This is a genomic window from uncultured Thermosynechococcus sp., from assembly GCF_938074695.1.
Classification (GTDB): Bacteria; Cyanobacteriota; Cyanobacteriia; order Thermosynechococcales; family Thermosynechococcaceae; genus Thermosynechococcus.
On record NZ_CALJEM010000016.1, the window covers coordinates 24,259 to 37,069 of the forward strand.

Annotated in this window: 11 protein-coding genes and 3 pseudogenes; 8 read left to right on the forward strand and 6 right to left on the reverse strand. The window is 51.4% G+C overall.

From position 1 onward, the window contains the following. Positions 1-44 precede the first annotated feature (44 nt). The 6 genes and pseudogenes from Q0683_RS02130 to Q0683_RS02150 all read left to right on the forward strand — a co-directional run bounded on the left by Q0683_RS02130 (position 45) and on the right by Q0683_RS02150 (position 6,583). On the forward strand, positions 45-3,224 hold the full coding sequence (locus Q0683_RS02130; RefSeq protein ID WP_298976051.1) for an efflux RND transporter permease subunit: 3,180 nt from the start codon (positions 45-47) through the stop codon (positions 3,222-3,224). A gap of 101 nt (positions 3,225-3,325) precedes the next feature. Then, positions 3,326-3,487, forward strand: coding sequence for an ATP-binding cassette domain-containing protein (locus Q0683_RS11000; protein WP_298616111.1), 162 nt, complete (start codon positions 3,326-3,328; stop codon positions 3,485-3,487). 149 nt (positions 3,488-3,636) lie between these two features. Further along, a pseudogene (locus Q0683_RS02135) lies at positions 3,637-4,281 on the forward strand (FHA domain-containing protein). Positions 4,282-4,323: 42 nt separating this feature from the next. Continuing rightward, complete coding sequence (locus tag Q0683_RS02140; RefSeq protein WP_298616109.1) at positions 4,324-5,742, forward strand: serine/threonine-protein kinase; 1,419 nt, start codon at positions 4,324-4,326, stop codon at positions 5,740-5,742. A 202-nt stretch (positions 5,743-5,944) separates the two neighbouring features. Further along, positions 5,945-6,064: pseudogene (locus Q0683_RS02145) on the forward strand (IS5/IS1182 family transposase); the annotation flags it as partial. Positions 6,065-6,139: 75 nt separating this feature from the next. After that, on the forward strand, positions 6,140-6,583 hold the full coding sequence (locus Q0683_RS02150) for a SufE family protein (protein WP_298616107.1): 444 nt from the start codon (positions 6,140-6,142) through the stop codon (positions 6,581-6,583). Between the two features lie 27 nt (positions 6,584-6,610). Here the strand turns inward: Q0683_RS02150 and Q0683_RS02155 are convergent, their stop codons facing one another. The 4 genes from Q0683_RS02155 to Q0683_RS02170 all read right to left on the reverse strand — a co-directional run bounded on the left by Q0683_RS02155 (position 6,611) and on the right by Q0683_RS02170 (position 9,283). Beyond that, the gene (locus tag Q0683_RS02155; protein WP_298976074.1) at positions 6,611-7,735 is read right to left on the reverse strand and encodes a DUF4335 domain-containing protein; all 1,125 of its coding nucleotides are present in this window, start codon (positions 7,733-7,735) and stop codon (positions 6,611-6,613) included. Beyond that, positions 7,735-8,340, reverse strand: coding sequence for a DUF3038 domain-containing protein (locus Q0683_RS02160; protein ID WP_298616103.1), 606 nt, complete (start codon positions 8,338-8,340; stop codon positions 7,735-7,737). Before Q0683_RS02160 ends, Q0683_RS02155 begins: the two co-directional genes overlap by 1 nt. A gap of 6 nt (positions 8,341-8,346) precedes the next feature. Further along, on the reverse strand, positions 8,347-8,550 hold the full coding sequence (locus Q0683_RS02165) for a DUF751 family protein (RefSeq protein ID WP_298616101.1): 204 nt from the start codon (positions 8,548-8,550) through the stop codon (positions 8,347-8,349). Between the two features lie 94 nt (positions 8,551-8,644). Next, positions 8,645-9,283: an HD domain-containing protein gene (locus Q0683_RS02170; RefSeq protein WP_298616098.1), complete on the reverse strand. Its 639-nt coding sequence runs from the start codon at positions 9,281-9,283 to the stop codon at positions 8,645-8,647. Between the two features lie 149 nt (positions 9,284-9,432). Here Q0683_RS02170 and Q0683_RS02175 point away from each other — a divergent pair, with 149 nt between their 5' ends. Beyond that, a complete protein-coding gene (locus tag Q0683_RS02175; RefSeq protein WP_298976076.1) occupies positions 9,433-10,779 on the forward strand; it encodes an AAA family ATPase in 1,347 nt (448 codons plus the stop codon). After that, positions 10,779-11,579 (forward strand): hypothetical protein, encoded by an 801-nt coding sequence (locus tag Q0683_RS02180; protein ID WP_298976078.1) that lies wholly within the window; start codon positions 10,779-10,781, stop codon positions 11,577-11,579. The genes Q0683_RS02175 and Q0683_RS02180 overlap by 1 nt, the downstream gene beginning before the upstream one ends. Before the next feature lie 40 nt (positions 11,580-11,619). On the opposite strand, the gene Q0683_RS02185 is transcribed toward Q0683_RS02180, so the two are convergent. After that, on the reverse strand, positions 11,620-12,417 hold the full coding sequence (locus Q0683_RS02185; RefSeq protein ID WP_298976080.1) for a hypothetical protein: 798 nt from the start codon (positions 12,415-12,417) through the stop codon (positions 11,620-11,622). Positions 12,418-12,514: 97 nt separating this feature from the next. Continuing rightward, positions 12,515-12,811 (reverse strand): annotated as a pseudogene (locus Q0683_RS02190) (photosystem II q(b) protein); the annotation flags it as partial.

Consider the following 12,811-nt stretch of genomic DNA (forward strand, 5'->3'; position numbering starts at 1 on the left):
GCGGTGTCTAAGGGGTAACTCTTACGGATGAGGTTTGAACTGCCATGACCTCCCCACGCTTTAGTTTTAGCGGCTTGGCGGTGACCCGCCACATCGGCACCCTAATGCTGACGCTGACTGTTATTGTTTTGGCAGTCTTTACCCTTTGGCGTCTGGAGGTGGATCTGCTGCCGGGGATTACCTACCCCCGCATTGGTGTACGTTTAGATGTGCCGGGGGTAGTGCCCAGTGTGGCCGTTGAAGAGGTGACCAAGCCCCTTGAGGAAGCCCTTAGTCGCACAGAGGGCGTGGTGCAGGTCTATTCCCAAACCCGTGAAGGTCAAGTCAGCATTGATTTATTTTTTGAGCCCGGCGGCGATGTCGATCAGGCCTTAAATGAGGCCACCGCTGCTTTTAACCGTGCCCGCAGTGCACTGCCCGACATTATTGAGTCGCCGCGCCTCTTTAAGTTTGACCCTTCGCAATTGCCGGTCTATGAGTTTGCCTTGACCTCAGAAACCCTCAGTGGCCGAGAGTTACGGGTTTTCGCTGACGAAGACTTGGATCGCGAACTCAGTATCGTTCCGGGTGTAGCCGGGGTAGATGTCTCTGGGGGAACCACTGAAGAAGTACGAATTCTTGTGGACTTAGAGCGATTGCAGGCCACGGGAGTGGGGTTAAACCAAGTTCTGACTGCCCTGAGCGATCGCAACCAGGATGTCTCAGGGGGCCGCATTCGCGGCCAAACGGCAGAACCTCTCACCCGCACGGTGGGGCGGTTTCGGGATGCCGGTGAAATTGAGGAGGTGGTGTTGAGGGGCGCCAATGGTCAGCGGCTCTATCTGCGGGATGTGGCGCAAGTTGTTGATGGCAGTGCCGAGCAGCGGGTGTTTGTCACGCTCAATGGCCAACCAGCGGTCAAAGTCAGTATTCTTAAGCAGCCAGAAGCCAACACAGTGGCAGTGGTTGAGGGGGTTAAGCGCCGCCTAGGGGAGTTGCAGGCAGCCAATCTCGTGCCCCGCGAGGCTCAAATTGTGCCTGTTCTCGATGAATCAATTTATATTCGCAACTCTCTCAATAATGTGATTACCGCCGGTCTGACGGGGACATTGTTAGCAGCGATCGCTGTCCTTCTTTTCTTGGGATCAGTGCGCCAAACCCTGATTATTTTACTGGCGATTCCCCTGTCAACCATGGCGGCGCTCCTACTAATGGGGCTATTTAACTTCTCCCTCAATGTCTTCAGCTTAGGGGGGCTAGCGCTCGGTGTCGGCATTGTTGTGGATAACGCCATTGTCATGTTGGAAACCTTGGCGGATATTGACCCCCACTCCATGAGCCAAGAACAGTACCTTGAGGAAGTAAAACGGCGGAGTCAAAGTATTGAATCGGCGCTTTTGGCCTCTACCCTCACTAACTTGGTCGCTATTTTGCCCTTTTTGTTGCTAGGGGGCTTGATTGCGCTGCTCTTTAATGAACTGATCCTAACGATTAGTTTTGCTGTTGCGGCGTCACTGGTGGTGGCCCTGACGGTGGTCCCAGCGTTGGCCTCACGTCTATTGGGAATGCGGATGCAAAATCGCCTGCGGCAGGTGGCCTTTATTCGCCTTTTTAATGAAAAGTTTCTCTGGCTTTCAAGACGCTATGAATGGGCATTGGCACGAGTATTGCGGGCACGCTGGCTGGTGGTGGGTCTGGCGATCGCTCTGCTGGGGGGCAGCAGTTGGTTTTTAGCCCAGCAAATTCCCCAAGAATTGCTACCGCGCATTAATACCGGTCAAGTCAACCTAACGGCCATTTTTCCGCCGGGCATGCCCCTCCCCACGAGTCGCCGCATTATGGAGGCCGTAGATGAGGTGCTGATGGCACAACCGGGGACGGAGGCGGTTTTTACCACAACTGGGGGTGCCCTCTTTGGTACGAATACAATTGCCAATCCCCTGCGGGCAAACAGCACCATTATTCTGCAGCGCGGCATTAATGTAGATCGCTATATTACCCAAGCCACGCAAGCCCTAGAGCAACTTAGCCTTGTGGGAGTGCGGCTGCGCCTACGTCCTGGTCAAGTGCGGGGAATTATTCTCACCAACTCACCGGTGCGCGGCGCCGATATTGATGTCATATTGCGGGGCAACGATGAGCAGACCCTCAACCGCTTTGGTCGCCAAGTGCTGCAAGTCCTTGATGAAAAGGCCACCTTGGTGCGCTTTCGTCCCGATGCCGATCCCCGCCAGCCAGAAATTCAAATTCTGCCAGATTGGGAGCGCGTGAGCGAGCTGGAGCTGAATACCCTCAACCTTGGCCAGACCATTCAAACCGCCTTGGAAGGGTTTGTGCCCACCCGTCTGCAACGGGGCGATCGCTTAGTGGATATTCGGGTTCAACTGGACAGTGATAGCATTCAAAGCCCCGCCGATCTCGCAAACATTCCCCTTTTTACCCCCAATAACCGCTCTCTGCGCCTTGGGGATGTTGCCCGCATTGAACCTAGCCAAGCCCCCGGCGAAATTCGCCGCATTAACCAGCAGCAGGTCTTTATACTCGCCGGAAATCTTGTCGAGGGCGCCAGCTTGAGTGCGGCGCTTGCGCAGGTCAATGACATTCTTAACAGTTTGGAGTTTCCGCCGGGGGTATCCTTGATGCCGAGCACCGCAGCCCAAGCCAATCAGCAATTGCAACAGGCCTTGGTGGTCTTGGGCAGTTTAGCAGCCTTTCTCGTGTTTGTGGTCATGGCGGTACAGTACAACTCCCTGCTTGACCCGCTGGTGATTATGTTTACAATTCCCTTGGCTTTGGCCGGTGGAATTTGGGGGCTATACCTGACACAAACAGCGATTGGTGCCACGGTGATTGTTGGTGCCATTTTGCTGGTGGGGATTGTCGTCAACAATGCCATCATCATGGTGGAGTTGGCGAATGAGATTTACCAACAAGAGGGCTGTAGCCGTAGCCAAGCCATTCGCAAAGCGGCTCCTGCCCGCCTCCGCCCGATTATGATGACCACGATTACAACGGTGGTGGGGATGTTCCCCTTGGCATTGGGTCTAGGGGAAGGCTCAGAATTTTTGCAGCCCCTTGGCATTGTTGTGTTTTCCGGCTTAGCTGTGGCAACACTGCTCACCCTCTTTCTCATTCCCTGTTTCTATGTGATTCTGCATAGCTTTGAGCGTACCACCCCCCGCAGTCTTACGCCTTCTTTGCCGGCACCGCCTGTCCTCTCCCCGGAGGAACTTCAGGAACCCTAGGCTGTAGGCCAACATTACTGTATTAGATTGGTAGGGAGGCCACTACCCAAGTTCTGCTGGTAACTGCTGTTGGCTCTATTGCCGAGGTACGCCAACGGAGCGTGTTTTACCGCAATCAGCCACTGCTCAGCAATGTCAGCCTCACCCTTCAGCCGCGACAACTGGTGACGTTAATCGGTGCTTCTGGATCCGGCAAGAGCCTACTCCTACGCTGCTTGAACTGCTTTATTGAACTTTTTCCGCCATCAGCACGTTGGCAATGAACCCGTATAGAATTGGGGTGTAAAAGCTAACCTAAATATAGAGACAGCTAGCTTCTTTAGCTTTACTCTGGGAAGTAGAGATAAACCATAGGTACCCTCATCTTAGGTTGGTTGGATCGGCAGTGGAATAGGGCATCATCTCTATTTCCATGATGATCTGTTCCGAGTGTTTGCCTCCCAATCCCCTTGGTGCTGTTTAATGTGAAGCGTGTTTTTCGCCCATGCCCAGTATGACTCCTTGTCCAAATTGTGGTGCCCCCGTTCAACCAGACGCTAGCTTTTGTGGCCAATGTGGTTTCAATCTGCGTCGCATTGCCGTCAGCCCACCCCCAATACCAAAGGTGATGCAACACCCAACAAGTGCTACACCAGCTGTGGAAGTCCTTGCCCATCAAAGACGGCTAACAACGCTACCGCCGCCGCCTCCCCCACCAGCTCATGTCTTCTCAATGGAGATTCCCACCATTGAAGCTAAGCTAATTCATGTGCAAACGGGCAGAGAGCTGAAAATTCCCACGGGGCGTCCTGTGATTCATATCGGCAAGCCCAATGATCGTATCCCCCCGGATATTGATGTGGCTGGCTTTCCCAACTCAGAAATTGTCTCCCGTATCCACGCAGATCTGCGAATTGAGGGGGGTGCCCACTATATTGAAGATGTTGGAAGTGCCAATGGCACTTACATTAACAACACTCCCCTTTATCCGGGCAATCGTCACCGCCTGCAATCGGGCGATCGCATTGCCTTAGGGAAGGGAGATTTAGTCAGCTTTATCTATGAACGCATCTCCTAGTTCTTTAGAGTGTATTTAGGTACAAAGAGGCGGTTAGACAACGTGATTACATTGACATTGCTCCACCCTGTTCAGGCTACTCCGGTGCAAAGCTGGACCTTTGAGAATGAAAATGTCATCCGCATTGGCCGAGCGGTAGATAATCACGTCGTACTCTATAGCGCAGTGGTGTCGCGTCACCATGTAGAACTGCGTCGTCATGGCTTGCAATGGGAAGTGGTCAATCTTGGCACTAACGGTACCTATTTGGATGGCAAACGCATTCAGCAGGCCACCTTAGTGGATGGTGCCATCCTTCGCTTGGCACGCTCTGGACCCAATATTAAAATTCGCCTCGGTTCTGATCGGCATCCTGCTACTCCCAATGCCCGCATGGAAACAGTTCCTGAAGGTCGCTTGGTAGATGCTGAGAAGGGCACCTATGCAGGGGAAGAGGAACCCCGCGGTACAGTTGCTGAATCCACCCCCCGTGCTGAAGAGAGCACCCCCACCTCCAGTAGTACCAGTGTTCCCGCCCAAGAAGAGCAAGGGGCTGAGTTTGCGGTGATAGGCCAACTCCCAGTTCATTTACTGAGTGAATGGCGTGCTCCCCCCCCTGATTGCCAGCACAGCCATGCCCAAGAAAATGATATTTTTTGCATTGACTGTGGTGTACCGCTGCGCGTCTGGAAAACCCTTGGTCACTACCAGATCATTCGTGCCCTTGGTCAAAGCAACATTTATTTGGGCTGGCGCAGTGGGTTAACGGCGGTGATTAAGGGACATAGTCTTGCTGCATCCCGCGAAGAAATCCGTGCCTTTCAACGCCAGGCACGGCAGTTGTGCAAAATCAAGCATCCGGTGTTACCCCAATTTTGGGAAGCTTTTCAGTACGGCAGCGACTCCTACTTGGTCTCAGAAATGGTCTATGGCCAATCCCTAAAACAGCGGATTCAGGAACAAGGGCCAATGAACGTGATTGAGGTCAGTCGTTGGCTTATTCCTGTGTGTGAGTTGCTCGAACTCCTGCACCGGCAAGACCCCCCTGTTTTGCATTTGCACATTCGTCCCTCGAATCTCATTCATCCCTACGTGAGGCGGGAAACCACAGATTTGGTGTTAGTGGGCTGGTGTAAAGCGTCAGTTCTGACCTCTGATTCAGGGACGTTTATTGGCACTGTGGGCTATTCGGCACCAGAACAGCAGGAGGGAAAACCTGAACCCGCTTCGGATCTATTTGCCTTGGGGGCAACGATGGTGTATTTGCTTACAGGCTATGAACCGGAAACCTATTTCCGTTGGGGTACCCGTGAGTATCGTCTCTATGCGGAGGATATTCCCCACTTAGATCCCCGGATGGTGGATTTGATCAACTGTTTGACCCACCCCGATCCTCGGGAACGCTACCCCAATGCTGCAGAAGTGAAGAAACACTTACAGGAAATTGCCACCATTCCCCCCGCAGTTTCTTCAAGAGCCTAGGGGATGTTATTGCCGCTAACAATTGCCTTGGTGTTCGGTTGACATGCAAGCCATCAGCATTCATAAGCAGACCCCTATGGATCGGTGCGGCCTTTGCGATGATTCATAGCAAACCATCGAGGATTTGCTCCTAAGGAAGGAGGGAAGAAGGGTGGCACTGCCAAGGAATTGTGGGTTGAGGCAAGAGTGTATCCTTATCCGTCGGGAGTTGGTTGAGCATTTCTGTACTAAACTCAACCTAAAGCGAGTCATAGGCAAGCGTTACGCAGCAGAAAACTTTTTAGGCGCAATATATATTGCTGCTTCTATCTGGTTTTGCTAATGACACACTGTATATCGTATACGTCTATATTTATTTAGAGAGTAAATTCGTTAAAGTTCTTAAATCTTGCTCGCGATGAAAACCACTCATGCTTTGCCCACCACATTGGAAAAAATTGTGCAACGCTTTGAACAAATCCAAGACTCCCGCCGCCGCTACGAATATCTCCTCTCCTTTGCCAAGCAGGTTCCTGAGCTATCAGCAGCGGAATGTACCGCCTCTACCCGTGTGCCTGGCTGTGTATCCCAAGTTCATATTGTGGCTGAGCTTACTGATCAAGGTAAAGTCCGGTTTCGCGGGATGGCTGATGCCCAAATAACGAAAGGACTGCTCGGCATTTTAATCACAGGTCTGCAAGGTCTCACTCCCGCTGAAATTCTACAGCTCACACCCCACTTTATTGAGCGCACCGGACTCAATGTGAGCCTTACTCCTTCCCGTAGCAATGGCTTTTACAACATGTTTCGCTATATCCAACGGCAAGCTGCAACTCTGGCAACGGTCTCGTGTTCCAGTTAAAGGTCTCGCGCAGCTGTTGTGCAAAAATTAATTGTCGCTAAACACCTGAACCGTACCAGAGGGCATCAGTACCAACCTGAGTAAGATTGGTCGCTCCCCCGCAAAAGGACTGGCTAAAGGACTTTCCCGTAATGGGATGGGCGTGCGATCAATAAAACGGGCCGCCGCGCCATTCAGGGGCAGCGCTTGGGCAAGGGTACCATCGGGGTTGAGGACGATACGGTATTCTAAACTCGTGTCTAGGTTGGCCGGCGGGCGCCAACGGTCTTGAAAATAGGCTTTCACCTCCCGCAAAGTGGTTGCAGGGACGGGGGTTGCTTCGACTGTGGGAGTGATCATTGGAACAGGTTCAATACTGGCAGGTGCGGCCTCCGTGGGAGCTTGGATGACGACGTTCCTTTGATTGGGGGATTGCGGCCGGGGTTCCTCTTGGGCAGGAGGGGGTGGCGGTGGGGCAGGCAGGCTCGCTGGGGGAGGCATTGCCGGGGGGGAGGGCAGCGGTACAAGGGTGGAGGCTTGCGGGGGAGCCGGCGGCGGACTAGGCAGAGGAGCCAGTTGCGGGGTTTCTAGAGATTCCGGCAAAGGGGATGGCATCCCTAGGGGGGACGGATTGGATTCCCTAGGGGAAGTGATAACCATTGAAGCTGGTGGCATTAGCCAGCGTTGAGTAACAAGGGTGAAGGCAGCCACGATGCCCACGCCCACCGCTGCACTTTTGGCCCAGATTGGGATTTGAGCAAGGATCGATTGGGCGCGTTCCACCAGTTCCGGCAATGGTTCCATGACGGCAGACCAGTCATCGAGAACGGTCACTAAATCGTATAACTCGGTCAGTTGCAGCAGAATCACCCGCCCATCGGGTAGATGCAATTCATGTTCGAGGGGCGATCGCGATCGCAAAACTAAGCCTTCTATGACGACTTCTGTCGGTGTTTGGGGATGAGTGAGAAAGCTCTCAATATATTGGTTGACCAGCGTTTTTAGTTGATAGAGCTGGCGATCGTTGCCCTCAAATCTTAGTTTTTCTCCGAAAGCTAGGCTAAAGTGGAGCGATCGCACCGGTGCACGGCGTAGCTTTTGACTGAAGGGCAACAATTCAGCGGCAACATCCAGTTGACAGGTGGGCTGAGAATAGCTGAGGGTGGTACTCATTAGACATCGGAATGGGGAAACAGGACGGGCAATTCAGGCGCTGGTGGAGGTGCTGGCTCAGGTTCCACCAGGGATAGGGAGGGGGTTGCAGGCGTCGTGCGTTCTAGGAGGGTAATCCAGAGGCGACGTGCCCCTTGGGGTGTACTGTAAAAGAGCAAGTCCACAAGTAAATCTAAAGCCAGTTGCGCCAATTCAGGACCATCGCTCCTGTTGTCGGCCATGCGCTCTTGATACAAGCCGGTGAAGCGGTCAATGTAATCGCCGAGAACCGGATCTAAATGGGGAGGGCGACCTTGGCTCGCCTGCTGTTGCCAGTGTTCAATGGCGGTGCGGATGGTTTGCCGATGCTGCTGCGCTAAACGGCTACAGATCAAAGCTAGGGCACGGGCTTCATCCACATCCAATTTGCGTCGCCCAGTGCGACCTCGCCGCAGGGGACTCGCTTGCCGCAATCGCCACAGCCCTACGCGATCGCGCAAATAGGCTTCAAACCCCATTGCTTCTGCCAATGTCAATATCTCTGCCGAACCCACCTGCGCCAAAGCTTCCAGACTCAGCAAAATCAGATCAATTTGTGCCTTGATGGGTAGGGAAGAGGTCAGCATGCCACCTTATGCAGCAGTTAACCCCAGCATGGCGCGTAACGTGAGAGCTACAAACGTCAGCAGCCCTACCATCAAGCTAACAAGAGCGATCGCGCTCAGGGGACGCTTAAACAGGGGCACCAATGGTTCGAGGACATGCCACACTACCCCTAATAAGACAGTGACAAAGTAGCGTTGGTAGCGCAGGACATTTTCCCAAAAGCCATCCATTGGTTGCTGCTCCTAAGTTGGTGACGCCGGTGGGTTTCAAGTTGCTTTCATGATACTACTCCAGCGGAGACTCTGGGGAAGCAACCCTCTCGGCCTATGCCACAGGCATATAACCAGACGGCAGTACAAGACCCTCCTTCTTCTCGACTGCATGGCTCAGTTCTTGATAAGTTTGTTGCAACCGCTCCAATAGACTGAGGGGAATGAGATGGGCGCTCTCAAAGGCGGCAATTAACTCGCGGTAGTACCAGAGAACTCCCTCCCGACCTGCCCGAAAACGCTCCCAAAGATCACCACCAATGTTGCGATAGTCTCTGAGAATGCACAGCAAGTTATGCAACTTATCACTGGCGGAAACCAGTTGGGCATCGCGATCCGCGTTGGTTCCTTGTTGAATATGTTTGATATAGCTCAGTTTGCGAGTTACCCAAGGCAGTTTTGCCTCTCCTTCTAGAGTATTGGCCACTGAATCAGAACAGGCGCGGACAATTTCAGCCACGCGATCGCCATAACGCTCACGAATCGCCTCTAGGATCGGCAGTCCCCCTTGGTCTTCAACGGCATCATGGAGGAGACCCGCGATCGCCACATCCTCATCGGCACCATACTCAAGGGCAATCATTGACACTGCAACTAAGTGGGAAATGTAGGGCACATTTGATCCCTTGCGCGTTTGTTCGCGATGCAGAATAGCGGCATACTCCAAAGCATCGAGATAACGGAGAGAGGGCATCTGCCTTACCTCAAGTATCTATTGCTATTGTGGAGCAACTCTTCGCGCTTTTACCGTAAAGATTTGTTAGCACATTGAATTGCTCATTGTTATCAAGGATAATTTTGCTGGATGTGTTTCTAAGCGCACTCCCTGCCTGGTGGCTTCCCATGAGCAATGAAGCAAACATTGAACAGAAAATTATCCTGCCGTTGCTCAAGCAGTGGGGCTACAGTGACGCTGAGTACCAAGCCAAACCACGGATTGGCAATGAGTATCCCGATTTTGTTGTCAGGTTGTCCAGAACCGATGTCTCCCCCTTTAACTATCTCATCATTGAAGTCAAAAGTCCAGAACAAAAAAAACTCAGTGGCAGTCAACAACTCAAGCGATACATGGCAATTGGCCGCACTGTCTTTGGTCTCTTGACCAACGGTCGAGAATACCAACTGTTTTACCAGAACCCGCTGAAGGAGCCGCTGCGGCAAGTCAACTGTTGTTCAGGAGATCTTGACAAAAAGGCGTTGCAAAAATTGGGTAAACTTCTCCATCGCTCCACCGCTACAGCATTGATGAATGCTCTTACTCACCAGCAATTGAAGGTTTACCATCATTTTGAAAAAGAGTTGACTAAGAAATTTTCATTCTTTATCTCATCAATCCCAGCCAAGGAGGCATCCATGATCATTACGGTTTTTAACCACAAGGGAGGCGTTGGTAAAACCACCCTAACTCTTAACCTTGGTGCTGCGTTTGCTGAAATGGGTAAGCGAGTTCTTCTTATTGATATCGATCCTCAAGCAAATTTAACCATCGGTGTAGGGATTGACCCCCTCAGGGATGTCGAAGAGCAAGGGAGGAAAGACATTAGCGATCTGTTGCTAGAGCCACGGGTCAGCCTAGAGGAAGTGATCTATAGAAAATCTTGGGATGATTTACAGCTAGATGTGGTTCCCTCTCATATTCGCCTTGCGGATAAAGAACCTGCCCTCATTAATACCATTGATATTGATCGGGTGTTGCAACGCAAACTCTCTAATCACAGTTATGATGTCATTCTCATTGATCCACCACCAGCCTTCGGTAAAGTAAATACAATCGCTCTCATGGCTTCTCACGGTGTGCTTATCCCCACTCAACTTGCCCCTTACCCCATTCGAGCAATAGAGTACGTCCTTGCTCGGCTAGAAGCAATGAGGAATGCCATGGAAAATCCACCTCGCCCCCTGGGTATTGCAGTTAGCATGTACAACCGTTCAAAATCCGCAGCTAACCAGCAGATGAGAAGCAAACTAGAGAACATTCTTTCAAAATACGGCAATACCATAGAGATTTTGCCTGAGAGCACATGGATTCCTGAGAAAGTTACCATGCTGCACACTATAAACTTCGGTCAACCCATCTTCAGCGAAAAACTCTATCACGAACTTAGACGGGACAGAAACTCGCTTGATGATTTAACTCAATCCTTTCAAAACTTAGCTCGTTATCTCTCTAGCAAAGCTCTCACGAAATAATGAATGATCTAGAAAAAATCTCAAAACATCTGACTCCCCGCCCAGTATTTCAGGGGCAAATTCACGTTGACTCTCTGAGAGTGCCAAGCAGTTATCCTCCGGACTTACTGTCTTCCTCACCGCAGCTTATTCGTGAAGACTTACAAAGGCATCGCACAAACCTTGTGCCGCTAATTATTCGGCCGGTAGAGGAGGGAGAATATGAAGTTATTTTTGGCAAAGAGATAGTTGAATTTGCCCGCGAGCTTGGTATCAATCACTTATTTGCATCGAGAATTGAGCTTCAGGATACAGATGTTCCACCCTTCCAAGAAAGACTTAAATCTATTTTCAGAATAAATCAGAAAGCCGACAGCTCTTATTCACAAACATTGCAGCAAAGCGCCCCAGCAGATCAAACTCCTCAAATAGTGGGAGTACTTCTGGAAACTAAAAATATGTTTTCAAAAATTGAGAATACACTTATAGGATTTGACAATAGACTTAAGAAGATCGAAAATAAATTGGATGAACAGAATAGCTCTCCGCAAAGAATTATTCAGGAATTGGATGAACTCAAAAGAAGTTTGAGTGAATTACAGCAGTCTATCCCTAAGCAAAAAGGGACTGGAGATCGTATTTTGATCAACCGCTGTACAAAACCTGAGAATCTCGTTAAACGTGTGCCGAACTTAACACTCGAAGATGCTGAAAAAGTTATCGAGCGAATCAAACAAAAAAGAAAATTTAAGTCTATTGATGAACTGGAGAAAATTGCTCCTTCAGGCCGCTGGAATGAAGTTAGCATCCTATTCCATTAGCATCTTAATTCCATGTGAAAAGGGCTATATCACGCTACTCTCAATTTGATGTGGGTTTAGGAAGCTGACCCCTCGCAACCAATAGCTCCCATGAGCGCAAAACGGCAACCAAGTCAGAAGCAAGGCGGTATTCATTGGCTTCAGCAAAACGTACCGTTGCGGTGGGGGTAGAGACGAGATGAATAGGCACCGGTCGATCTAAGGAGGTGGGTACAAAGTCAAGGCCATTGAAGCGGTCAAAGCGGCGATCGCTCAACAGTTGATTAAACTGGCTGACTTGAGCAGTGGTCACTGTGCGCAGCGTGCGGCTGAGGATTTCCCCCCGCGCAGTCGTTGTTTGCTGGACGATCCGACCGTCCTCGTAAAGCAAGGTCGTTGTCACTGAGGGTGGACGGTTCCCAAGAGAATCACTTTGCCGAATCACGCGAAAACTTACGCCTTCAGGAAGGGGAGGTGGCAACGCTTCCGGACTCAGGCGTTGAGGTCGTTGAATTAGGATGCCAATCATTCGACTACCGGCGGCATCCCAGAGAATGAGGGAACCGCTTTGATTGGTGCGATAGACCCACTCTTGGGGGTAGGGGGCGTTGGGGTTTGTCAAGGTAATTTCCCAACCGGGAGTCAAACGCTCGGCACAATCAACCCGCAATCCTCCCAAACCCAAACAGCCATCGGACCAAACCTTAGGCTGAACTTGAACGACACTAATTTGATCCGCTTCCTCACCAAACTGCTCGGCAGCGATGGCGATCGCCCGCGTGATGATCTCTGGCGCTGGTGTTGCTGCTTGAACCACAAGAGGCGCTGCTACTACCAAGAGGGATGTCCAACCATTCATTAATAGAGTCCCTACCCTTTGACCATCATAAAGAAAGACCGCCTCCGATAAAGAGGCGGTTCCCTTAACTAGAAGCTAGTTAGAGTTGCTCTGAGAGTTAGCCGTTGATGCTGGGAGCAATCATGGCCACAGGCGCAGACTCAGCGCTAGCTAAATCGAGGGGGAAGTTGTGGGCATTGCGCTCGTGCATCACTTCCATCCCCAAGTTGGCACGGTTGATGATGTCAGCCCAAGTGTTGATCACGTTGCCTTGAGCATCCACAACGGAGTGGTTGAAGTTGAACCCGTTGAGGTTGAAGGCCATGGTGCTGATCCCCAGTGCGGTGAACCAGATACCGATCACAGGCCAAGCGGCGAGGAAGAAGTGCAGCGAGCGGCTGTTGTTGAAGCTGGC

What these genes read in the sequence shown, in the direction of transcription:
- Q0683_RS02130 (WP_298976051.1), top strand. Translation starts at nt 45, where the DNA reads ATGACCTCCCCACGCTTTAGTTTTAGCGGCTTGGCGGTGACCCGCCAC.
- Q0683_RS02150 (WP_298616107.1), top strand. Translation starts at nt 6,140, where the DNA reads ATGAAAACCACTCATGCTTTGCCCACCACATTGGAAAAAATTGTGCAA.
- Q0683_RS02155 (WP_298976074.1), bottom strand. Translation starts at nt 7,735, where the DNA reads ATGAGTACCACCCTCAGCTATTCTCAGCCCACCTGTCAACTGGATGTT.
- Q0683_RS02160 (WP_298616103.1), bottom strand. Translation starts at nt 8,340, where the DNA reads ATGCTGACCTCTTCCCTACCCATCAAGGCACAAATTGATCTGATTTTG.
- Q0683_RS02165 (WP_298616101.1), bottom strand. Translation starts at nt 8,550, where the DNA reads ATGGATGGCTTTTGGGAAAATGTCCTGCGCTACCAACGCTACTTTGTC.
- Q0683_RS02170 (WP_298616098.1), bottom strand. Translation starts at nt 9,283, where the DNA reads ATGCCCTCTCTCCGTTATCTCGATGCTTTGGAGTATGCCGCTATTCTG.
- Q0683_RS02175 (WP_298976076.1), top strand. Translation starts at nt 9,433, where the DNA reads ATGAGCAATGAAGCAAACATTGAACAGAAAATTATCCTGCCGTTGCTC.
- Q0683_RS02180 (WP_298976078.1), top strand. Translation starts at nt 10,779, where the DNA reads ATGAATGATCTAGAAAAAATCTCAAAACATCTGACTCCCCGCCCAGTA.
- Q0683_RS02185 (WP_298976080.1), bottom strand. Translation starts at nt 12,417, where the DNA reads ATGAATGGTTGGACATCCCTCTTGGTAGTAGCAGCGCCTCTTGTGGTT.